The sequence below is a fragment of the Streptomyces sp. NPDC005878 genome, from assembly GCF_040629815.1.
Classification (GTDB): domain Bacteria; phylum Actinomycetota; class Actinomycetes; order Streptomycetales; family Streptomycetaceae; genus Streptomyces.
Window position 1 is genome coordinate 209289 of sequence record NZ_JBEXWK010000009.1, and the last position, 22757, is coordinate 232045.

The window sequence follows — 22757 nt, forward strand, 5'->3', positions numbered from 1 at the left end:
AGGAGCAGTCACCATGGCGACAGACCTCGCAGGCCGCCACTTCCTCAAGGAGCTGGACTTCACCGCCGAGGAGTTCCGCGCTCTGGTGGAGCTGGCCGCCGAGCTCAAGGCCGCCAAGAAGGCGGGCACCGAGGTGCAGCGGCTGCGGGGGCGGAACATCGCGTTGATCTTCGAGAAGCCCTCGACGCGTACGAGGTGTTCGTTCGAGGTGGCGGCCGCCGACCAGGGTGCCTCCACCACGTACATCGACCCCGCCGGATCGCACATCGGCAAGAAGGAGTCGGCTCGCGACACCGCCCGGGTGCTCGGGCGGATGTTCGACGCGATCCAGTTCCGCGGGGACGCCCAGGAGACGGTCGAGACCCTCGCCGCGCACGCGGGCGTACCGGTCTACAACGGGCTCACCGACGCCTGGCACCCCACCCAGATGCTCGCGGAGGTGCTCACCATGACCGAGCACACCGACAAGCCCCTGGAGCGGACGGCCTTCGCCTACCTCGGCGACGCCCGCTACAACATGGGCAACTCCTACCTGGTCACCGGCGCCCTGCTCGGGATGGACGTACGGATCGTGGCGCCCCGGGCGTACTGGCCGGCCGAGGACGTCGTCGCCCTCGCCGAGCGGGAGGCCGAGCGGAGCGGGGCCCGGATCACCCTCACCGAGGACATCGCCGAAGGGGTGGCGGGCGCGGACTTCGTCGCCACCGACGTCTGGGTGTCGATGGGCGAGCCCAAGGAGATCTGGGCCGAGCGGATCAAGGCGCTGGCGCCCTACGCGGTGACGATGGACGTGCTGCGCGCCACCGGCAACGCGGACGTCAAGTTTCTGCACTGCCTGCCGGCCTTCCACGACCTCGGCACGGCCGTCGCGCGCGAGATCCACGAGCAGTACGGCCTGGCCGAGCTGGAGGTCACCGACGAGGTCTTCGAGTCCGCGCACTCGGTGGTCTTCGACGAGGCCGAGAACCGTCTGCACACCATCAAGGCCGTCATGGTCGCGACCCTCGCGGGAAGTCCGGCGGGGGTGGCCGCGCCGGGAGCGTGAACCACACCGCCTTGCCGTGCGCGGTGGGGCGGTGGCCGCAGGCCGAGCTGAGGGTGCGGATCAGCAGCAGGCCCCGGCCGTGTTCCTGCCACGGGTCGAGATCGCCGCACGGCGCGGGAGCGCCGAGGTCTCCCGGCGGCAGCGGGGAGCGGTCGTGCACCTCGACCTGGCAGCCCGCCTCGAACAACTCGACGACCAGCTCGATGGGCTGGTCGGCGGCGGTGTGCTCGACGGCGTTGGCCACCAGCTCGGCGGTGAGCAGTTCGGCCGTGTCGCTGTCGGCGGGGGCGTCGATGTCGGCGAGCGCGGTACGGATCAGGGCGCGGGCGATGGGGACGGCGGCGTTGGTGTGGGGGAGCGGGATACGCCACGAGGTCGGGGCGCCGGCCGGTTCGCGGGCGGTGCCGGAGGGGTCGGGCACGGCTGGGGTTTCCGTTTCGGTCGCGTGGAGTCGTCCGGGGCGCGGGGGGACGCGCGGGACGCTACTACTCCCTTCAACCTTACGAACCCGAGCAAGCGGCGGATAGAGACCGCCGGCGGGCAGTGACAGGGACATGAGGACCGCTGGCTCCCCGTGGTCGCCCCTGGTCGCCCCGCCCTGCGCGTCACCCCTCCCCGGGCATCCGTGAGAGCAGGCGCGCGCACCCGTCCGCACGCCCTCCTCCTGCCCTCACCGCCCTCTGTCGTTCTGCCGCGTGTCGCGTGCTCGTGACGACGGTCACACAGGAGTGATACCTTCGAAAAGCAGGCATCTGGCAGCACGCCGAGGAGGCCGCCCTCCATGAGCCCGTTCCCCAGCTCCGCTTCCCGCACCGAAAACTGGCGCCACCTGCGGCTTTCCGTGGAGGACGGGGTGGCCACCGTCACCCTGGCGCGCCCCGAGAAGCTCAACGCGCTCACCTTCGGCGCCTATGCCGACCTTCGCGATCTGCTCGCCGAACTCTCCCGGGAGCGGGCCGTGCGCGCCCTGGTGCTCGCGGGCGAGGGGCGCGGATTCTGCTCCGGCGGCGATGTCGACGAGATCATCGGCGCGACGCTCTCCATGGACACCGCCCAGCTGCTCGACTTCAACCGTATGACCGGCCTGGTCGTGCGGGCCGTGCGCGAATGCCCCTTCCCGGTCATCGCCGCCATCCACGGCGTCGCCGCCGGCGCGGGCGCGGTGCTGGCGCTCGCCGCCGACTTCCGCATCGCCGACCCCACCGCTCGGTTCGCCTTCCTGTTCACCAAGGTCGGCCTCTCCGGCGGTGACATGGGCGCGGCCTATCTGCTGCCGCGTGTCGTCGGGCTCGGCCACGCCACCCGGCTGCTGATGCTCGGCGAACCGGTCCGCGCCCCCGAGGCCGAACGCATCGGCCTGCTCAGCGAACTCACCGGGGAAGGGCAGGCCGACGCGCGCGCCGCCGAGCTCGCCCGCCACCTCGCCGCCGGGCCCGCCCTCGCCCACGCCCAGACCAAGGCGCTGCTCACCGCCGAACTCGACATGCCGCTCGCCGCCGCCGTCGAACTCGACGCCGCCACCCAGGCCCTGCTGATGAACGGGCAGGACTACGCGGAGTTCCACGCCGCCTTCACCGAGAAGCGGCCCCCCAAGTGGCAGGGGCGCTGAGTCGTGCCCGGGCCCCGGGACTGCGGCCCCGCCCCCGTGCTCGTCCCCGCCGCACGGCCGCAGCGGATCGCGGTCATCGGCGGCGGCCCCGGCGGGCTGTACGCCGCCGCTCTGCTCAAACGGCTCCGGCCCGAACGCGAGATCACCGTCTGGGAGCGCAACGCCCCCGACGACACCTTCGGCTTCGGAGTGGTCCTCTCCGACGAGACCCTCGGCGGGATCGAGCACGCCGACCCCGTGGTGTACGAGGCGCTGAAGGCCGAGTTCGTCCGGTGGGACGACATCGACATCGTCCACCGCGGCCGCACCCTCACCTCCGGCGGGCACGGCTTCGCCGCGCTCGGCCGCCGCAGGCTCCTGGAGATCCTGCACCAGCGCTGCCGCGCGCTCGGCGTCGACCTGCGCTTCCGCACCGAGGCGCCGCCCGCCGCCCAACTCGCCACCGCGTACGACTTGGTGATCGCGGCCGACGGCGTACACAGCGCCACCCGCCAGGCGTACGCCGAGCACTTCGCGCCCCGTATCACCGGCCACCGCTGCCGCTACATCTGGCTGGCCGCCGACTTCGCCTTCGACTCCTTCCGCTTCGAGATCGCCGAGACCGAGCACGGCGTGATGCAACTGCACGGCTATCCGTTCTCCGCCGGCTCCTCGACCGTCATCGTGGAGATGCGCGAGGAGGTGTGGCGGCGGGCCGGGTTCGACGAACTCGACGAGCAGGGGTCGGTGGACCGCTGCGCCAAGATCTTCGCGGAAGCCCTGGGCAACCGGCCGCTGCGGAGCAACAACTCCTCCTGGACCGTCTTCCGTACGGTCGTCAACGCCCGCTGGTCCCACGGCCGCACTGTGCTGCTGGGCGACGCCGCCCACACCGCGCACTTCTCCATCGGCTCCGGCACCAAGCTCGCCGTCGAGGACGCCCTCGCGCTGGCCGCCTGCGTCGAGGAACAGCCCGAGCTGCCGGACGCCCTCGCCGCGTACGAGCGGGAGCGCCGACCCGTCGTCGAGTCCACCCAGCGTGCCGCCGCCGCCAGCCTGCGCTGGTTCGAGGAACTGGCGCTCTATCTCGGCCAGCCGCCCCGGCAGTTCGCGTTCAACCTGCTCACCCGCAGCCGCCGGGTCACCCACGACAACCTCCGGCTGCGCGACCCCGGTTTCACCGGCGCCGTCGAGCGCGACTTCCCCTGCCCCTCCGGCACGCCCCCGATGTTCACCCCCTTCCGGCTGCGCGGACTCCGGCTGCGCAACCGTGTCGTCGTCTCCGCCATGGACATGTACTCCGCCAAGGACGGCCTGCCCGGCGACTTCCACCTCGTCCATCTCGGCGCCCGGGCCCTCGGGGGCGCGGGCCTGGTCATGACCGAGATGGTGTGTGTCAGCCCCGAGGGCCGCATCACTCCGGGGTGCACCGGTCTCTACACCCCCGAGCAGGAGACGGCCTGGCGCCGGGTCACCGACTTCGTGCACCGGCAGGCACCCGGCACCGCCATCGGCGTCCAGCTCGGCCACTCCGGGCGCAAGGGCTCGACCAAAGTCATGTGGGAGGGCATCGACGAGCCGCTCGACGACGGCAACTGGCCCCTCGCCGCCGCCTCACCCCTGCCCTACCGCCCCGGCGTCAACCAGGTCCCGCACGCGCTCGACCGCGCGGGGCTGACCGGCATCCGGGAGCAGTTCGCCGCGGCGGCCCGGCGGGCCGCCCACTGCGGTTTCGACCTGCTCGAACTCCACTGCGCCCATGGCTACTTGCTCTCGGGATTCCTCTCCCCTCTCACCAACCAACGCGCGGACGCCTACGGGGGTTCCCTCGCCAACCGGCTGCGTTTCCCGCTGGAGGTGTTCGACGCACTGCGGGGCGTCTGGCCGGCCGACCGGCCGATTGCCGTGCGCGTCTCCGCCACCGACTGGGCTCCCGGCGGCACCACCGCCGAGGAGTCCGTCGAGATCGCCCGCGCGTTCGCCGCCCACGGCGCCGACGCCATCGACGTCTCCACCGGGCAGGTCGTCCCCGACGAACGGCCCGAGTTCGGCCGCTCCTACCAGACCCCGTACGCCGACCGGATCCGCAACACGCTCGGCGTGCCCGTCATCGTGGTCGGGGCGATCTCCTCCTGGGACGACGTGAACTCGCTGCTGCTCGCGGGCCGCGCCGACCTCTGCGCCCTGGCCCGGCCCCACCTCTACGACCCGCACTGGACGCTGCACGCCGCAGCCGAGCAGGAGTACACCGGGCCCGGGGCGCCCTGGCCGGCGCCGTACCGGGCGGGCAGCCGCCGACCGCCGACCGGCCGCACGGACGCGCCCAGACCCCGGCTCACGCTGAAGTGAGCCCCAGACTGAAGTGAGCCAAGCGCCAAGGCGAGCCGAGCGCCGAAGCGAGCCGAGCGCCGAAGTGAGCCTTAGCAACCCCGCGCTGGGGCGGCTTTCGGAGAAATGACGCGCCACGGGAACCATTGCGCCCGCCGGTCAGTTTCTACAGTGTTGTAGAAGTTGCTACCGAGAACCGATGGAGACCTCATGGCCCTGTGGGACCGCTTCAAGGAGTCCGCGTCGACGATGCAGACGCAGCTGCTCGCCAAGAAGAACGACCTGAAGAGCGGCGCGTTCCGTGATGCCGGCATGGCGATGTGCGCCCTGGTCGCCGCGGCCGACGGCACCGTGGACCCGTCCGAGCGGCGCCGGGTCGCCCAGCTCATCTCCACCAACGAGGTGTTGCAGAACTTCCCGGCGGCCGACCTCCAGCGCCGCTTCGACGACTACCTGGACAAGCTCGCCGCCGACTTCGACTTCGGCAAGGTCAGCGTGTTGCAGGAGATCGCCAAGGCCAAGAAGAAGCCCGCCGAGGCGCGCGCGGTGGTGCAGATAGGCATCGTCATCGGCGGGGCCGACGGCGACTTCGACAAGACGGAGCAGGCCGTCGTGCGCGAGGCGTGCTTCGCGCTGGGCCTGGCACCGGCCGAGTTCGACCTGTAGGGGCGGCGCGGCCCCGGGGTGCGTAGGGCCGCTCCCGGGGGCGGCCCGTCACAGCGCGGTCGCGGCCCGCAGCACCGTGAAGAGGGTCACGGTCGCGTTCGCCGACGCCAGCGCCGAGGCCGCCGTGCCCCCCGCGGCGGTCCACAGCGCGAGCCCGGCCGCCGTCCACGCGGGCGGCAGCGCGGGAGCCGGCGGCACCGGGCCGAGCAGCGCCGCCACCCGGCGGGGCACCGGCCCGGCCGTCGCGAACCCCGCGAGGGCGGTCGCGGCGCCCCGGCCCGTCGCCGTCGGGCCGGATGCCAGGGCGGCCTTGGCGATGGCCCGGGCCACCGTCCGGCGGTCGCCCACGGTCCGCGCCGCGTCCTCGTCCGCCCAGCGCTCGGCCGTGTAGGCCACGGCGGTGCGCAGCGGGCGAAGAAACGGGTTCGCGCGCGCCGCCAGCCCCGCTGCCAGCAGGAAGCGGTGGTGCCGCGCCGTCAGATGCGCCTCCTCGTGCGCGATCAGCGCCCGCTGTTCGCCCGCGTCGAGACACGTCAGCATCGCGCGCGACACGACGATCCGCCCGCGTGTCCCGGCCGCGCCGCGTCCGCCCGGCAGGGCGTACGCATAGGCGCGCGCGTCGTCGGGCAGTACGGTCGGCCCGCCCTCGGCCGCGGGCACCCCGGCCAGGGCCCGGGACGCGCGCGTGCGCACCCGCCGGTGCACCCACACCAGGTGCGCGCACGCCCCAGCGACCGCTCCCAGGAGCGGGATCGCCGCCCGGCCCACCATCTCGTCGTAGGGCAGCACTGCCCGTACCTCGGGGTCGGCCCAGGCGTCGGGCAGCGGATTGCCCGGCAGTTGCGCGGTGCCCACCACCATCAGGAGCAGCAGGCACAGGGTGCTGCACAGCGCGAGGACGGCGCCGACCGACGTGAGCAGCCAGGTCGCCGCGCGGGGATGGAGCTGCCGCTCGGCAAGCCGGGCGATCGGCCAGGCGGTGAGGGGCAGGACCAGCGGCAGAAAGACGAAGACACCCACCGCGTCAGTCCCCGGTCTCCGCTTCCGCGCCGTCGAGGAGCGCGCGCAGCAGCCGCTCGTCGTCGGGCGAGAGGGCGGTGACGAAGCTGGCCAGTACCGCGCCCCGGTCGGACTCGCCGTCCAGGACCTTGCGCATCCGCAGCGCCGCGAGTCCGGCCTCGTCGGCCGCCGGGGTCCACACGAACGAACGCCCCGCGCGTTCCCGGGTCACCGACTGCTTGGCGTACAGCCGGGAGAGGATGGTCACGACGGTGGTGTACGCGAGTGCTCCGCCGATCCGCTCCCGCACCCAGCCGGCGGTCACCGGCCCGGCCGCGTTCCGCAGCGCCGCCAGGACCTGGGCCTCCAGTTCGCCCTGTCCGCGCCTGCGGGCGCGCCCGTCCTCATCGGTCACCTCACCATCCTACTGAGGCGGGCCGCGCCCCTCTCAGGCGTCGCCCGGCCCCCGGACGAACGCCGCTCCCGCGTCCCGCAGCCGGGCGTGCAGCCGGCGGAAGACCTCGGCCGACCGCTCGCCCGGCCAGTCGGGCGGCAGCAGGGCGGGGGGCAGACCGGGGTCGGCGTAGGGCAGGCGGCGCCAGGAGTCCAGGGCGAGCAGGTAGTCCCGGTACGCCTCCTCGGGCGGCACCTCGGACGAGGTCCGCGCGCGTGCCTCCCAGGTCCGCAGCGCGGGCTCGTGCAGCCCCAGGAACTCCTCGTGCTGCTTGGCGATCGCCGTCAGGTCCCACCACCGGCCGACCGCCTCGGCGGTCGGCGCGAAGCCCAGGTGCTCGCCCTGGAACAGGTCGACGTACGGGGCGAGTTGGAGCCGCTCCAGGGTGTGCCGGGTCTCGTCGTACAGCCGCGCCGGGGCGATCCACACCCCGGGCGCCGCCGTGCCGAAGCCGAGCCCCGCGAGGCGGGAGCGCAGCACATGGCGCTTGTTGCGCTCGGACTCGGGGACCGAGAAGACGGCCAGGACCCAGCCCTCACGCGCGCGTGGGCGGGCGTGCGGGTAGATGCGGCGGTCGCCGTCGTCGAGCAGTTGGCGCGCGTCGGCGGACAGGGCGTACCCGGCGGCGCCGCCCGCGGTGCGCTCGGGCACCAGGAGCCCGCGCCGTTTGAGCCGGGAGACCGACGACCGTACGGACGGGGCGTCCACGCCCACGGCGGCGAGCAGGCGGATCAGCTCGGCGACCGCGAGGGAGCCGGCCGTCTCGCGCGCGTAGGCGCCGTAGAGGGTGACGATCAGGGATCGGGGTGTGTGCTGCTCGGCCACGTGATCACTCTAGGGCCCGCAGCCGGAAGCGTTGCAGCTTGCCGGTCGGCGTCCGGGGGAGGGCGTCGAGGAAGACGACCTCGCGCGGGCACTTGTAGGGGGCGAGTTCGCCCTTGACGTGGTCGCGCAGCAGCCCGGCCATGGCCTCGCCGCCCACCACGCCCTCGCGCAGCACGCAGTAGGCGACGACCACCTGGCCGCGGGCCTCGTCCGGGCGGCCGATCACGGCGGTCTCCACGACGTCGGGGTGGCGCAGCAGGGCGTCCTCGACCTCCGGGCCCGCGATGTTGTACCCGGCCGAGATGATCATGTCGTCGGCGCGGGCGACATAGCGGAAGTAGCCGTCGCTCGTCCGTACGTAGGTGTCGCCGGTGAGGTTCCAGCCTCCCTGGACGTACTCCGTCTGGCGTGGGTCGGCCAGATAGCGGCAGCCGACCGGCCCGCGCACCGCGAGCAGGCCGGGCTCGCCGTCCGCCACCTCCTGGCCCGAGGCGTCCACCACGCGCGCGTGCCAGCCGGGCACCGGTCTGCCGGTGGCGCCCGGTCTGATCGCGTCGTCGGCCGCCGAGATGAAGATGTGCAGCAGCTCGGTGGCGCCGATGCCGTTGATGATGCGCAGCCCGGTCCGCTCGTGCCAGGCGCGCCAGGTGGCGGCGGGCAGGTTCTCCCCGGCCGACACACAGCGCCGCAGCGCGCCCACGTCGTATCCGTCGAGCTCGTCCAGCATCGCCCGGTAGGCGGTGGGCGCGGTGAACAGGACGGAGACCCGGTGCCGGGCGAGCGCGGGCAGCAACTGCTTGGGGCCGGCCTGTTCGAGGAGCAGCGAGGAGGCGCCCGCCCGCATCGGGAAGATCACCAGACCGCCCAGGCCGAAGGTGAAGCCGAGCGGCGGGCTGCCCGCGAAGACGTCGTCGGGGCGGGGGCGCAGGACGTGCCGGGCGAAGGTGTCCGCGATGGCCAGCACGTCCCGGTGGAAGTGCATACAGCCCTTGGGGCGGCCGGTGGTGCCCGAGGTGAAGGCGATCAGGGCGACGTCGTCGGCCGCCGTCGCGACGGCCGTGAACGGCTCCCGGGCGCTCGGCGCGTCGGCCAGGCGCAGCAGGTCATCGGCCGTCCCGCCCCCGTAGGGCGTGATGCGCAGACCCGGTACCGCGGCCTTCTCCAGGTCCTTCAGCGAGCGCGCGTCGCACAGGGCGTGCCCGATCCGGCCGAGTTCGCAGATGGTGGCCAGTTCCTGCGGCCGCTGCTGGGCCAGCACGGTGACGGCCACCGCGCCCGCCTTCATCACCGCCAGCCAGCAGGCCGCGAGCCACGGCGTGGTGGGCCCGCGCAGCAGCACCCGGTTGCCCGGGACCACCCCGAGGCCGGTGGTGAGCGTGTGGGCGATCCGGTCGACCCGGGCGTGCAGCTCCCCGTACGTCCACACGGTCCCCTCTCCCGTACGGAAGACGGGCCGCTGTGCGCCGAACCGATCGATCGTGCGGTCCAGGAGTTCGGCGCCGCAGTTGAGCCGCTCGGGGTAGCGCAGCTCGGGGAGGTCGAAGACCAGGTCCGGCCACTGGTCGGCGGGCGGCAGATGATCGCGGGAAAACGTGTCGGCATGCGCTGAGGTCTTCAGCTCCATACGGGATCGCCCCCTTGTCGCCTCTGGAGCGTATCGTTTGGATGACGACAGTCAACGGTTCGCGATAAGAGCGGTTCCCGGCCGCCTCCCGGTACGGACCCCGAGTCGCGGACCCGGAGTCGCGGGCCGCGACCCGGCGGGTGCACAGCGAGACTGGACGCGACACGAGAGGGGCCGCCATGCCCGCATTCGCGCTGGAGCCGGAGCAGCGGGAGTGGTGCGCGCACCTGCGCGCCACCGCCACGGAACACCTGCGTCCTCTTGCCGACAAGGGTGACCCGGGGCGCGTGAACCGGCCACTCGTCAGCGCCCTCGGCGAGCTCGGGCTCCTGGAGCGGCTGTTCACCTCCGGCGCGCTCGACCTGTGCCTGATGCGCGAGTCGCTGGCGTACGCCTGCACCGAGGCGGAGACCGCGCTCGCCCTCCAGGGCCTGGGCGCCCACCCGGTCGCCGCGTTCGGCACCGAGGCGCAGCGCGCCCGCTGGCTGCCGGAGGTGACCGCCGGGCGGGCCGTCGCCGCGTTCGCGCTCAGCGAGCCGGACGCGGGCTCCGACGCCGCCGCCCTCGCCCTCAAGGCCGAGTCCCACGACGGCGGTTGGCGGCTCAGCGGCGAGAAGTGCTGGATCTCCAACGCCCCCGAGGCCGACTTCTGCACCGTGTTCGCCCGCACCACCGAAGGTGCCGGGGCGCGCGGCGTCACCGCGTTCCTCGTCCCCGCGGACCGGCCCGGACTGAGCGGCGCCGCCCTCGACATGCTCTCCCCGCACCCGGTCGGCACGCTCGTCTTCGACGGGGTCCGCGTGGGCCCGGACGACGTGGTGGGCGCACCCGACCGGGGCTTCCGCGTCGCCATGGGCACGCTGAACCTGTTCCGGCCCAGCGTCGGCGCGTTCGCGGTCGGGATGGCGCAGGCGGCCCTGGACGCGACCGTCGCGCACACCGCGCGCCGCACCGCCTTCGGCGGCCCGCTCAAGGACCTCCAGGCGGTCGCCCACCAGGTCGCGGAGATGGCGACCCGCACGGAGGCGGCGCGCCTGCTGGTCTACGGGGCGGCCGCCGCGTACGACAGGGGAGCGCCGGAGGTCCCCCGGTACGCGGCGATGGCGAAGCTGTTCGCCACCGAGACCGCGCAGTACGTCGTGGACGCGGCCGTCCAGCTGCACGGCGCGCGGGCGCTGCGCCGCGGCCATCTGCTCGAACACCTCTACCGCGAGGTGCGCGCGCCCCGGATCTACGAGGGCGCCACCGAGGTGCAGCGCACGATCATCGCGAAGGAGCTGTACCGATGAGCCTGCACCGGGTGAACCCCGCCGGTCTCTCCCCGCCCACCGGCTTCAGCCACGCCGTCACCGCCACCGGCAGCCGGCTGGTCTTCCTCGCCGGCCAGACCGCGCTCGACGCGGACGGCACGGTGGTGGGGGGGACGCTGGCCGAGCAGTTCCGGACCGCGCTCACCAACCTCCTGGCCGCGCTCACCGCCGCCGGGGGCACCCCGGCGGACCTGGCCCGGGTCTCCGTGTACACCACGGACGTCGCCGACTACCGCGCCCGGGCCCGCGAACTCGGCCTGATCTGGCGCGAGCTGGCCGGGCGCGACTACCCGGCGATGGCGGTGATCGGCGTGGTGCGGCTCTGGGACGAGCAGGCACGGGTCGAGCTGGACGGGTTCGCGGTCCTGGACTGACCTCGGGCGGGAGTCGGGGGGCGTCCCGACCTGCGGCGGAGGGCCCGGAGGCGACCCGCGGGGAAATAGGGGCCGCACAAGTCTTGTCAGTGCAATTTCACATTACTATGTTACAGCTCACAGCCACGGCTCCTCCGTTCCCCAAGTGCCGTACGGGACAGGGCGACCCACCACGACGCACCCCTCGCCGGGGGGCGCCTCGTCGTGCCCAGCCCCGGGAGCCGCGGCCCAGCACCCGCACGTGTCGACGCACCGCAGCGCCACCCCCCAAGTCACCTCCCACACAGGAGCCTTTCGGTGTCACAGCTCAGATCCGCGCGCAAGCCGCTTCTCGCCGCCGCCGTCGCGGCGACCCTGCTCGTCACCGCCGGGCAGGCCGCCCAGGCCGTGCAGGCGCCGCACCCCGCGCAGGCCGGCGCCCCGCAGGCGCTCCCCGCCTCCCTCACCGCGCGGCCCGCCCCGCCCGCGAACACGGGCGCGAACCCGTTCGACCAGGTGGAACACCTCGCCAAGGCCCCCCGGCAGACGGCCCGCCAACTGCCCGCCCCCGGCCGCGGCCAGGACGGCCGCATAGCCGGGCCGCAGACCCGCGCGGTCCCCCCGGCCGCCCACTCCGCGCTGCGGGCCGCCGGGGTCCCGTGCACCCTCGACGGCATCACCGGGCTGAGCCCGCAGGGCCTCGCCGACTTCCTCACCGACCCGGCCGTCACCGCCGACGGCTGTCTGCGCGGGCTCGTCTGGACCTGGGACGCGCGGCTGGCGCCGGTCATGTCCGACGCCCATGTGCAGGCCGTCGCCCACCGCGCCACCAGCCTCGCGGCCGACCATGACGGCAAGAACAGCGGCCATCTGCTGGAGCTGTTCACCTACCTCCACGCCGTCGCCTACCAGGACTACTCGCACGACGAGATCGACACCACCGACCAGCCCACGGTCGACGCCGTGGCCGAGGCCGTCGCCGCCCTCGGCTCCGCCGCGCACACCTTCGACGCCACCCCGCAGAACGCCCAGACCCTGCGCGAGGCGCTCTACGCGGCGAGCGCGCCGGGCCTGCGCCAGCACCAGCTCCCGCTCATCAAGCGCGTCCTGGCGACCATGGCCCCCGGCGTCGGCACCGCCACCAGCGCGGACTGGGGCGGCGCCGCGCTCGCCGCGCTCTCCGTCAACTACCTCGGCGTCTACCCGGGCAACAAGGACGCCGCGTTCCACGCCGCCGCGGCCGCCGACCCCGCCTACCGTGCCGCCTTCCGCGTCTTCTCCGGCTACACCCACCTCAAGGGCACGGCCAACGCCTGGGTGGTCCGCGACGCGCTGTCGGAGTACGGCCGCTTCGGCCAGATCGACGCCGTCAAGAGCCGGATCGTCCCCGACCTCGGCACCCTGCTGCCCACGGCCGCGGCGAACTTCGGCAAGATGAGCGCCCCCTGGCTGTCGCTGGCGAGCTGGCTCAACGTCTACGGCCAGTGCGCCCCGTACAACGTGTGCAAGGACCAGATCGAGAAGCAGCTCCTCACCCACACGTACACCTACGACAACGGCGCCATCCAGGTCCGCACCGCCCTCGACAAGGCCACCATCGACCAGCTCTACTACGCGAGCAAGCAGGTCAAGTCCCAGTTCTTCCGTGTGCTCGGCACCGACAAGCCGCTCGCGGGCGACCCCAACACCACGCTCCACATCCACCTGTACGCCTCGCGCTCCGACTACGAGGTCTACCAGCCCTTCCTCACCGGGTACTCCACCAACAACGGCGGGATGTACATCGAGGAGGGCGCGACCTTCTACACCTACCAGCGCCGGGTGCCGCAGGACTCCTCGCTCACCCTCGAAGAGCTCTTCCGTCACGAGTACACGCACTACCTCAACGGCCGCTGGGCGGTGCCCGGAACGTTCGGGAGCGGCCCCTGGTACACCGGTGACCGCACCACCGCCATGGACGAGGGGACCGCCGAGTTCTTCGACGGCGGCACCCGCGACGACGGCATCGCGGTGCGCAAGTCGCTGGTCAAGGGCATCATCAACGACACGGCGGGCGGCGGACCGCGCATGACGGTCAATCAGCTGCTGCACGCCACGTACGACGGCGACGGCTTCCGTTTCTACAACTACGCGGGCACGTTCTTCGAGTTCCTGTGGAACGAACGCCCCTCGCAGCTACGGGAGATGTACGCGCGCCTGCGCGCCGACGACCCGGCCGGCTTCGACGCCTGGCGCGACCGGATGGGCCGGGACGCGGAGGTCCAGAAGGCGTACGACACGTTCCTGGACCGGCAGATCGCCAAGGTCGACACGCTCTTCGTGCCCAACACCACGTACACGCCCAACGCGAAGCTGCGCTACTCCCGGGTGTCCGACGTCCGCGCGGCCTTCACCAGGAGCACCTACAGCAAGCCGGACTGCGTCGACAACGGCTCGCCCAAGTCCCACCGCTTCATCTGCACCGGCAGGATCACCGCACGCCTGGGGGACGCGAACAACGCGGACAAGGTCTTCCAGGACATGTCCGAGACGGTCGACTCCTTCCTGCTGGACCGGGCCGTACGGGGTGGCAACAACCTGGCCGACATGAACTGCTCCTTCGGGGCGGTCGACATCTGGGCCGACAAGAGGGGCGGCACCTCCACGTACACCTGTGAGGGCCCTCTGCGCAGCTGACGGCCCGCGCGCTGCCGACTCCAGGGGCCGGGGCGACTCCGACCGCTCCGGCCCCTGGTTCCCACCTCCGAGCCCCCGAATCACCTGCCCCTTCAGGCCCCTTGGCCCCTCTAGAAGAATGTGACATATTACTGTGGTGCCCAAGAGACACCCCCTGGACGCTGTGATCGTCGGCGCCGGAGTCGTCGGCGCGGCCTGTGCGTACTACGCGGGGCGCGCCGGACTCCGTGTCGCGGTGGTCGACCGCGGTCCCGTCGCGGGCGGCACCACGGGTGCGGGGGAAGGCAATCTGCTCGTCTCCGACAAGGAGGCGGGCCCCGAGCTCGACCTCGCGCTGCTGTCCACCCGACTCTGGCGCGACCTCGCCCACGTCCTCCCACCGGAGATCGAGTACGAGCCCAAGGGCGGTCTCGTCGTGGCGCCCGACGAGACCGCTCTGACGGCGCTGCGCGCCTTCGCCGAGGCGCAGCGCAAGGCCGGGGTGCAGGCGCGGGAGATCGGCGCCGACCGGCTGTACGACCTGGAGCCCCACCTCGCCCCCGGCCTCCCCGGCGGCTTCCACTACCCGCAGGACGCCCAGGTCCAGCCCGCCCAGGCGGCGGCCCAACTGCTGCGCGCGGCACGCCAGTTCGGCGCCGAGGTCCATCTGGAGCAGGAGGTCCGCGAGGTCCTGACCGGGCCGGGCGGCCGCATCAGGGGTGTCCGCACCCCGGACGGCGAGCTGTCGGCCCCGGCCGTCGTCAACGCCGCCGGGACCTGGGGCGGCGAGGTCGCCGCCCTCGCGGGCACCACCCTGCCGGTGCTGCCCCGGCGCGGCTTCGTCCTGGTCACCGAGCCGCTGCCGCGCCTGGTGCGGCACAAGGTGTACGCCGCCGACTACATCGCGGACGTCGCCAGCGGTTCGGCCGCGCTCCAGTCCTCCGCGGTGGTCGAGGGGACGCCCTCGGGCCCGGTCCTCATCGGCGCGACGCGTGAGCGGGTGGGCTTCGACCGCTCCCTGTCCACCGAGGCGCTGCGCCGTCTCGCCGCCCAGGCCGCCGCGCTCTTCCCGGTCCTCGCGGGCGTCCGCGCGATCCGTACGTACGCGGGCTTCCGCCCCTACCTGCCCGACCACCTGCCCGCGATCGGTCCCGACCCCCGGGTGCCGGGGCTGCTGCACGCCTGCGGACACGAGGGCGCCGGCATCGGCCTCGCCCCGGCCACCGGTCTGCTCATCGCCTCGGCGCTGCGGGGCGAGCGGACCGCCCTGGACCTGCGGCCGTTCCGGCCCGACCGGTTCGAGACGCGGCGGCACCCGGGCGAGGGCGAGCACGAGCACGAGCGGGGAGGCGCCCGATGAGCAGGCCGTACGAGAGGGAGGACGGCCGGGGTACCGGGGCGTCCCGTCCACGGTGGTGGAGCAGACTCACCGGGGGCCTCGCACCGGACCGGCCGGCAGGGCGTGCCTCCTCGGACGGGGACGCCCCGAGCCGTACCGCCCCCTCGCCCGCCGCCCTCGTGGGGGCGCGGCCCGACCCGGCCTTCGCCCTCACCTTCGACGGCCGTCGGCTCACCGCCCTGCCCGGGCAGAGCATCGCCGCCGCGCTCTGGGCCGCCGGGATCCTCTCCTGGCGCACCACACGCGCCCAGGGCGAACCGCGGGGCGCCTTCTGCGGGATCGGCGCCTGCTACGACTGCCTCGCGACCGTCAACGGCCGCCCCAACCAGCGCGCCTGCCTCGTCGCGGCGCGCCCCGGCGACGTCATCACCACCCAGGAAGGCACGGGCCATGCCGACCTCACCCTTTGAGCCGGTGGAGCCTTCCGGTGCGTCAGCGCCGGCCACTCCCCGCGACCTCGCCGTCGTCGGTGCCGGGCCCGCCGGGCTCGCGGCCGCCGTCGCCGCCGCCGACCTCGGTCTGAGCGTCACGGTCCTGGACGCGGGGGAGCGGCCCGGCGGGCAGTTCTACCGGCACCCCGCGCCCGGCCTGGGGGCCGCCCGGCCCGAGGCGCTGCACCACGACTGGCAGGCGTTCGCCACGCGCGCCTCCCGGCTCGAAGCCCACCGGCGGGCGGGGCGCGTCACCCACCTCGCCTCCCACCACGTCTGGACGGTCGTCCGGGACGCGGCGACGGGGGAGTGGCTGCTGCACGCCGTGGCGAGCGGCCCCGGCGGCGAGGAGGCCCCGGCCACGGTCCGGGCGCGGGCCGTGCTGCTGGCCACCGGCGCGTACGAGCGCCAACTGCCCTTCCCCGGCTGGACCCTGCCGGGTGTCGTCGGCGCGGGCGGTGCGCAGGCCATGCTCAAGTCCGGCCTGGTGCTGCCCGGCCGGCGGGTCGTGGTGGCGGGCAGCGGTCCGCTGCTGCTCGCCGTCGCCGCCTCGCTCGCGGCCGCCGGCGCCGCCGTTCCGGCCGTGGTCGAGGCGTCCGCGTACACCTTGTACGCGACGGAACTGCCCGCTCTCGTCCGCAATCCCGGCAAGCTCGGTGAGGGCGCGCTGTACGGCGGCGGGCTGCTGCGGCACCGGGTGCGGCTGCTGACGCGGCACGCGGTGACGGCCGCGCACGGCACCGACCGCGTCGAGGCCGTGACCATATCCCGGCTCGACCGCGACTGGCGGCCCGTGCCGGGCACCGGGCGCCGGGTGCCGTGCGACGCGCTGGCGGTCGGCCACGGGCTCGTCCCGCAACTGGAGCTGGCGACCGGACTCGGCTGCGCCACCCGGCCCACGGCCGACGGCACCCTCGCCCTGGAGCTCGATGCCGCGCAGCGCACCTCCGTCCCCGGCATCTGGGCGGCGGGCGAGACCGGCGGCATCGGCGGCGCTCAACTCGCCCTCGCCGAGGGCGAACTGGCGGCGGCGGCGATCGCGTACGAACTCAAGGGGATCCCGCGCCCGGCCGGGACCTCCGCGCTGGTGCGGCGGCGGGCGCGGCTGCGCCGGTTCGCGCGGGCGATGGCGGCCGCGCACCGGCCCGGCGACGGCTGGACCGGGTGGCTGGACGACGCGACCCTGGTCTGCCGCTGCGAGGAGGTCCCGGCCGGGCGGATCAAGGAGGCGGTGGCGGAGCTCGGCGCGAAGGACGCCCGCACCGTGAAACTGCTGACCAGGGCCGGGATGGGCTGGTGCCAGGGCCGGATGTGCGGCCAGGCGGTCACCTGTCTCGCGGGCGGCGGGCCGAGCGAGGACCGGCGGCCCCTGTCCTGCCCGGTGGAGCTCGGCCACCTCGCCCAACTGCCGCCCACCGAAGGCTGACCGCGGCCTCCGGGCCGTATACGCACGCGACCCGTACACGCCGAGGACGCGACCCGCACGCTCCGCGTGCGCGATCCCCGCGCGAACCGTGCGCGTGCTCTTGTGGCCGTCGTACGTCTTTCAGTAAAATGTCACACACCACACTAGGGAGTCCCGATGACGTCTGCCCAGACCGCCGAGTCCGCCGCCTCCTCCTCCGCCCGGCTGCCCTGGCGCGGCATCATGGTCGCCACCGCGCTGCCCCTGCGCGAGGACCTGTCCGTCGACTACGACGCCTATGCCGCGCATGTGCGCTGGCTGATCGACAACGGCTGCGACGGTGTCGTGCCCAACGGCTCCCTCGGCGAGTACCAGACCCTCACCGACGAGGAGCGCGCCCGCGTCGTCGACGTCGCGGTGGAGGCGGCGGGCGACGGCGCCCGGGTGATGCCGGGGGTCGCCGCGTACGGCAGCGCCGAGTCGCGCCGCTGGGCCGAGCAGGCCGCCGAAGCCGGCGCGGGATCGGTCCTGCTGCTGCCGCCCAACGCCTACCGCGCCGACGAGGCCGCCGTGCGCGCCCACTACACGGAGGTCGCCCGCGCCGGGCTGCCGGTCGTCGCGTACAACAACCCCATCGACACCAAGGTCGACCTCACCCCCGCCCTGCTGGCCCGGCTCCACCGGGACGGGAGCATCGTCGCCGTCAAGGAGTTCAGCGGGGACGTGCGCCGCGCCTACGAGATCGCCGAACTCGCCCCCGAACTCGACCTGCTGATCGGCGCCGACGACGTCCTGCTCGAACTCGCCCTCGCGGGCGCGGTCGGCTGGGTCGCCGGCTACCCCAACGCGCTCCCCGCCTCCTGCGCCGAGCTCTACCACGCGGCCGTCGCCGGGGACCTGGAGAGCGCGCTGCCGCTCTACAAGGCGCTGCACCCGCTGCTGCGCTGGGACTCCAAGACCGAGTTCGTGCAGGCCATCAAGGTGTCCATGGACATCGCCGGACGCCCGGGCGGCCCGGTCCGCCCGCCGCGCGCGGCACTCGTCGGGGAGCAGGAGGCCGCCGTCCGCGCGGCCACCGAGAAGGCCCTCGCGGAAGGACTCCGCTGACCATGCGCACCCGTCACGTCTACCACGCGGTCGACTCGCACACCGAGGGCATGCCCACCCGGGTCATCACGGGCGGCGTCGGGGTGATCCCGGGCGCCACCATGGCCGAGAAGCGCCTCCACTTCCTCGACCACCTCGACGACCTGCGCACCCTGCTGATGTACGAGCCGCGCGGCCACGCCTCCATGAGCGGCGCGATCCTCCAGCCGGCCACCCGCCCCGACGCCGACTACGGCGTCCTGTACATCGAGGTGTCCGGGCTGCTGCCGATGTGCGGTCACGGGACGATCGGCGTGGCCACCGTGCTCGTCGAGACCGGCATGGTGGAGGTGAGCGAGCCGGTCACCACGGTCCGCCTCGACACGCCGGCCGGGCTGGTGAGCGTGGACGTGCGGGTGGAGGACGGCGAGGCGAAGTCCGTCACCCTGACCAACGTGCCCTCCTTCTGCCTCGGCCTCGACCGCAAGGTGGAAGTACCCGGATACGGCACGGTCACCTACGACATCGCGTACGGCGGGAACTTCTACGCCTTCGTCCACCTCGACGACCTCGGGCTGCCCTTCGACCGGGCGCGCAAGGACGACCTGCTCGCCGCCGGACTCGCCATCATGGACGCGATCAACGCCACCGACCGCCCGGTGCACCCCCGGAACCCGGAGATCGGCGGGGTCAAGCACGTCTACCTCGCCGCGCCCGGCTCGGACGCCGTCCGCTCCCGGCACGCGATGGCGATCCACCCGGGCTGGTTCGACCGCTCCCCGTGCGGCACCGGCACCTCCGCCCGGATGGCGCAGCTGCACGCCCGCGGCGAACTGCCCCTGCACCGCGACTTCGTCAACGAGTCCTTCATCGGCACGGAGTTCACCGGGCGGCTCGTCGGCGAGACCACGGTCGGCGGACTGCCGGCGGTGGTCCCGACGGTGACCGGACGCGCCTGGATCACCGGCACGGCCCAGTACTTCCTGGATCCGTCCGACCCGTTCCCGGCGGGCTTCCTGCTGTGACCGGCGCCCAGCCGCACACTCCCGCCCTGGTCGGCGCCGAGGAGATCGCGCGCCTGCTCACGCCCGCCGCCGCCGCCGAGGCGGTGGCGGACGTCCTGCGCGACGGGTTCGACCCCGAGTCGGCCCCGCCACGCGTCAACCTGCCGGTCGCGGCGGGCGAACTGCTGCTGATGCCCGCCGCCTCCGGGGCGTACGCGGGCGTGAAGATCGCGGGCGTGGCCCCGGCCAACCCCGCGCACGGCCTGCCCCGGATCACCGGTGGCTATCTGCTCCTGGACGGCGCGACCCTGCTGCCCCTCGCCCTCCTGGACGGCGCGGCCCTGACGACCCTGCGCACCCCGGCCGTCTCCGCCGTCGCCCTCGCCCACCTGGCGGCGCCGGACGCGGCCCGCCTGGTCCTGTTCGGCGCGGGTCCGCAGGCGTACGGGCATCTGCGGGCGGCGCTGGCCGTGGCCGAGGTGAAGACCGTCACCGTGGTCGCCCGCGCTCCCCAGGCGCGTGCGGCGCTGGTGGCGTACGCCCGCACGCTGGGCGTGGACGCGGACGCGGGCACCGCGGACGACGTCCGGGACGCCGATCTCGTCATCTGCTGCACCACCGCCCGCGAGCCGCTCTTCGACGGCCGGCTCGTCGCGGACGGGGCCACCGTCGTCGCCGTGGGCTCGCACGAACCGGACGCCCGCGAGACCGACACGGCCCTGGTGCGGCGCTCGGCGGTCTACGTGGAGTCGCGCGCGGCGGCCCTGCGCGAGGCCGGGGACCTGCTGATCCCGCTGACCGAGGGGGCGATCGGGCCCGGCCGGATCGCGGGGACCCTCGCCGACCTCGTCCACGGGCGGGTCTCCGTCCCGTCCGACCGTCCCCGCCTCTTCAAAAGCGTGGGCATGGCCTGGGAGGATCTGGCCGTGGCGGCGGCGCTGCACCGCGCACGGGGCAACCCGACTGGGCAACGTGACATTGTACGCTGAGCCTCCGCGGATTCACGGAGGAAGTGCCATGGGCGACCTGAAGCAGCGCAATCTCATCACGGCCCAGGAGCGGCTGCGCGACCAGGTCGCCCACGCCCTGCGCGCCGCCCTGGTCGCCGGTGAACTGCGCCCCGGCGCCATCTACTCCGCCCCGGGACTGGCCGCCGACTTCGGCATCTCGGCCACCCCGGTCCGCGAGGCGATGCTGGACCTGGCGCGCGAAGGGCTCGTCGAACCCGTACGCAACAAGGGCTTTCGCATCACCGAGGTGAGCGAGCGCGACCTCGACCAGTACACCGAACTGCGCGCGATGATCGAAGTGCCCACCGTGGGCAGGGTGACGCGGATGGCGACCGTGGAGCAACTGGAGGCGCTGCGGCCGGTCGCCGAGGAGATCGTCGCCCACGCGCGCGAGCACAACCTCATCGGCTACCTCGACGCCGACCGCCGCTTCCACCTCCAGCTCCTCGGCCTCGCGGGCAACGAACGGCTCGTGGAGACCGTCGGCGACCTGCGCAAGCGCTCCCGCCTCTACGGACTGACCCGGCTCGACGAGCGCGGCCAGCTCATCTCCTCCGCCGAGGAGCACCTGGAACTCCTGGACCTGATGGTGGCGGGCGACGACAGCGGCGCCGAGGAGTGCATGGCCCGCCACCTCGGCCACGTCCGCTCGCTCTGGGCGCAGGCGCGCGACGAGCCGGTGGAGCCGCGCCCCAAGCGCACGCTGGGCAACCGCTGACGCCCGGACGGTGACGAGCGCCTGGTGACGCCGTACGGAAACGGCTTCGCGGCGGTGAAGGCCCGCGTCCGCGCCGGGCCTTGACCCGCGAAGCCCGGACCGGGCGCGCGCCTTGATCGACTGGTGACGGCCCCGGGCCCGGTTTACGGTCGAAAAGTGGACGGGACCGTCCACTTCCCCTCAGCGAGGGGTCCCTCACCCGAGGGCAAGGCCTGCCATGACGAGTCCACAGCCGGCACCCACGACCGACACCGCCGCCCCCGGCCGCACGGGCGGCGGCAACGGGATCGCGCTCCTGGTCATCGCCTCCTGCCAGTTGATGGTCGTGCTGGACATCACCATCGTGAACATCGCCCTCCCGCACATCCAGAGCGCCCTGGGCTTCTCCACGACCGGCCTGGCCTGGGTGGTCAGCGCCTACACCCTCACCTTCGGCGGCCTGCTGCTGCTCGGCGGCCGGACCGGCGACATCCTCGGCAGGCGCCGCGTCTTCCTCTTCGGCGTCGTACTCTTCGCCATCGCCTCACTGCTGGGCGGACTCGCCCAGAACTCCGGCCAGTTGCTGGCCGCGCGCGCCTTCCAGGGCGTCGGCGGAGCCATCGCCTCACCGACCGCGCTCGCCCTGATCACCACCACCTTCACCGAAGGACCCGCGCGCAACCGGGCGTTCGGCGTCTTCGCCGCGGTCTCCGCGGGCGGCGGCGCGATCGGCCTGCTCGCGGGCGGCATGCTCGTCGAATGGCTCGACTGGCGCTGGGTGTTCTTCGTCAACGTGCCGATCGCGGCGCTCATCGTGCTCGCCACGCCCCGCCACATCAAGGAGTCCGACCGCCACCCCGGCCACTTCGACCTCCTGGGCGCGCTCACCTCCACCCTCGGGATGACCGCGCTGGTCTACGGCTTCATCCGGGCCGCCCAGGAGGGCTGGCGCGACCCGTACACCCTGGGGTCCTTCGGCGCCGCCGTGCTGCTGCTCGTCGCGTTCGTCCTGGTGGAGCGGCGCTCGGAGCGGCCCATCACCCCGCTGCACATGTTCGCCGACCGCAACCGGGCGGGCACCTACGGCATCATGCTGAGTCTCGCCGCCGCGATCTTCGGCATGTTCTTCTTCCTCACCCTGTTCGTCCAGGACGTGCTGGACTTCAGCCCCCTCAAGGCCGGGCTCGCCTTCCTGCCGGTCAGCGTCGTCATCGCGGTGGGCGCGGGCATCGCCTCGCAACTGCTGCCGAAGTACGGGCCCAAGCCGTTCATGGTGACGGGTTCGGTGCTGGCCGCGGCGGGCCTGTCCTGGCTGACGCTCACCGACATCCACTCCACGTACGCGGGCAGCATCCTGGGCCCGATGCTCGTCTTCAGCCTCGGCATGGGCCTGAACTTCGTCTCGCTGACGCTGATGGCCGTCTCGGGCGTGCCCGTGCACGAGACGGGCGCCGCCTCCGGCATGCTCAACGCCACCCAGCAGGTGGGCGGCTCGCTCGGCCTGTCGATCCTGGTCACCGTCTTCGGTACGGCGAGCCGCGACGAGGCGGACGGCCAGGTGGCGAAGTTCCTGCGCCAGGCGAGCCCGGCCGAGCGGCTGACGTTCCGGCGCACCGGAGAGCTCCCGCGCCCCTGGAGCGACCAGGTGCTCACCTCCGGGGTCTCCACCGCCTTCATCGTGGCCGCGGTCTTCGCGATCGTGGCGGCGGTGATCGCCCTGCTGGCCATCCAGGTCCGCCCCGCGGACCTGGAACGCCTCCAGGGCGGAACGACCCCCGGTCCCTGAGGCCGCCCGGCGGGGACGCTCTCAGGGACCGGGGATTCGGAGGCTGGCGGGATCAGCCAAGTGACCTGCCATCCCTCGGCCAGAGCGGAAAC

General features: G+C 73.7%; 20 protein-coding genes. 15 read left to right on the plus strand and 5 right to left on the minus strand.

Annotated features, from left to right (window positions below):
• Positions 1-13 precede the first annotated feature (13 nt).
• Positions 14-1045, plus strand: a complete 1032-nt coding sequence (argF, locus tag ABZ404_RS17135) for an ornithine carbamoyltransferase (protein WP_358831131.1) — start codon at positions 14-16, stop codon at positions 1043-1045.
• Here argF and ABZ404_RS17140 read toward each other — a convergent pair.
• Complete coding sequence (locus tag ABZ404_RS17140; RefSeq protein WP_358831132.1) at positions 990-1466, minus strand: ATP-binding protein; 477 nt, start codon at positions 1464-1466, stop codon at positions 990-992. The two genes, argF and ABZ404_RS17140, sit on opposite strands and share 56 nt — an antisense overlap.
• A 360-nt stretch (positions 1467-1826) precedes the next feature.
• Here ABZ404_RS17140 and ABZ404_RS17145 point away from each other — a divergent pair, with 360 nt between their 5' ends.
• The 3 genes from ABZ404_RS17145 to ABZ404_RS17155 all read left to right on the plus strand — a co-directional run bounded on the left by ABZ404_RS17145 (position 1827) and on the right by ABZ404_RS17155 (position 5627).
• Positions 1827-2654, plus strand: a complete 828-nt coding sequence (locus ABZ404_RS17145) for an enoyl-CoA hydratase family protein (RefSeq protein WP_358831133.1) — start codon at positions 1827-1829, stop codon at positions 2652-2654.
• Between the two features lie 3 nt (positions 2655-2657).
• Entirely contained in the window at positions 2658-4982 is a 2325-nt protein-coding gene (locus tag ABZ404_RS17150; RefSeq protein WP_358831134.1) for a bifunctional salicylyl-CoA 5-hydroxylase/oxidoreductase, read from the plus strand.
• Between the two features lie 189 nt (positions 4983-5171).
• Positions 5172-5627, plus strand: coding sequence for a TerB family tellurite resistance protein (locus tag ABZ404_RS17155; protein ID WP_358831135.1), 456 nt, complete (start codon positions 5172-5174; stop codon positions 5625-5627).
• 48 nt (positions 5628-5675) lie between these two features.
• Here ABZ404_RS17155 and ABZ404_RS17160 read toward each other — a convergent pair whose 3' ends face one another.
• From ABZ404_RS17160 to ABZ404_RS17175, 4 genes are read right to left on the minus strand one after another with little or no spacing between them, the layout of a single operon-like run.
• Entirely contained in the window at positions 5676-6647 is a 972-nt protein-coding gene (locus ABZ404_RS17160) for a M48 family metalloprotease (RefSeq protein ID WP_358831136.1), read from the minus strand.
• Between the two features lie 4 nt (positions 6648-6651).
• Positions 6652-7041: a BlaI/MecI/CopY family transcriptional regulator gene (locus ABZ404_RS17165; protein WP_358831137.1), complete on the minus strand. Its 390-nt coding sequence runs from the start codon at positions 7039-7041 to the stop codon at positions 6652-6654.
• Positions 7042-7074: 33 nt separating this feature from the next.
• Positions 7075-7905: a PaaX family transcriptional regulator C-terminal domain-containing protein gene (locus ABZ404_RS17170; protein ID WP_358831138.1), complete on the minus strand. Its 831-nt coding sequence runs from the start codon at positions 7903-7905 to the stop codon at positions 7075-7077.
• A 4-nt stretch (positions 7906-7909) separates the two neighbouring features.
• Positions 7910-9529, minus strand: coding sequence for an AMP-binding protein (locus ABZ404_RS17175; RefSeq protein ID WP_358831139.1), 1620 nt, complete (start codon positions 9527-9529; stop codon positions 7910-7912).
• Positions 9530-9708: 179 nt separating this feature from the next.
• Between ABZ404_RS17175 and ABZ404_RS17180 the strand changes: the two genes are divergently transcribed.
• The 11 genes from ABZ404_RS17180 to ABZ404_RS17230 all read left to right on the plus strand — a co-directional run bounded on the left by ABZ404_RS17180 (position 9709) and on the right by ABZ404_RS17230 (position 22665).
• Positions 9709-10818, plus strand: a complete 1110-nt coding sequence (locus tag ABZ404_RS17180; RefSeq protein WP_358831140.1) for an acyl-CoA dehydrogenase — start codon at positions 9709-9711, stop codon at positions 10816-10818.
• Positions 10815-11213: a RidA family protein gene (locus ABZ404_RS17185; protein ID WP_358831141.1), complete on the plus strand. Its 399-nt coding sequence runs from the start codon at positions 10815-10817 to the stop codon at positions 11211-11213. The genes ABZ404_RS17180 and ABZ404_RS17185 overlap by 4 nt, the downstream gene beginning before the upstream one ends.
• Before the next feature lie 297 nt (positions 11214-11510).
• On the plus strand, positions 11511-13868 hold the full coding sequence (locus ABZ404_RS17190; RefSeq protein ID WP_358831142.1) for a collagenase: 2358 nt from the start codon (positions 11511-11513) through the stop codon (positions 13866-13868).
• Between the two features lie 136 nt (positions 13869-14004).
• The gene (locus ABZ404_RS17195) at positions 14005-15207 is read left to right on the plus strand and encodes an FAD-binding oxidoreductase (RefSeq protein ID WP_358831143.1); all 1203 of its coding nucleotides are present in this window, start codon (positions 14005-14007) and stop codon (positions 15205-15207) included.
• Between the two features lie 158 nt (positions 15208-15365).
• The gene (locus ABZ404_RS17200; protein ID WP_358831145.1) at positions 15366-15656 is read left to right on the plus strand and encodes a (2Fe-2S)-binding protein; all 291 of its coding nucleotides are present in this window, start codon (positions 15366-15368) and stop codon (positions 15654-15656) included.
• A complete protein-coding gene (locus ABZ404_RS17205; RefSeq protein ID WP_358990507.1) occupies positions 15637-17103 on the plus strand; it encodes an NAD(P)/FAD-dependent oxidoreductase in 1467 nt (488 codons plus the stop codon). The genes ABZ404_RS17200 and ABZ404_RS17205 overlap by 20 nt, the downstream gene beginning before the upstream one ends.
• Positions 17104-17259: 156 nt before the next feature.
• The gene (locus ABZ404_RS17210) at positions 17260-18189 is read left to right on the plus strand and encodes a dihydrodipicolinate synthase family protein (protein WP_358833390.1); all 930 of its coding nucleotides are present in this window, start codon (positions 17260-17262) and stop codon (positions 18187-18189) included.
• Between the two features lie 2 nt (positions 18190-18191).
• On the plus strand, positions 18192-19193 hold the full coding sequence (locus ABZ404_RS17215; protein WP_358833389.1) for a proline racemase family protein: 1002 nt from the start codon (positions 18192-18194) through the stop codon (positions 19191-19193).
• Entirely contained in the window at positions 19190-20161 is a 972-nt protein-coding gene (locus tag ABZ404_RS17220) for an ornithine cyclodeaminase family protein (RefSeq protein WP_358833388.1), read from the plus strand. The genes ABZ404_RS17215 and ABZ404_RS17220 overlap by 4 nt, the downstream gene beginning before the upstream one ends.
• Positions 20162-20189: 28 nt before the next feature.
• Complete coding sequence (locus ABZ404_RS17225) at positions 20190-20900, plus strand: GntR family transcriptional regulator (RefSeq protein ID WP_358833387.1); 711 nt, start codon at positions 20190-20192, stop codon at positions 20898-20900.
• A gap of 217 nt (positions 20901-21117) precedes the next feature.
• The gene (locus ABZ404_RS17230) at positions 21118-22665 is read left to right on the plus strand and encodes an MFS transporter (protein WP_358833386.1); all 1548 of its coding nucleotides are present in this window, start codon (positions 21118-21120) and stop codon (positions 22663-22665) included.
• The last annotated feature ends 92 nt before the right edge of the window (positions 22666-22757 follow it).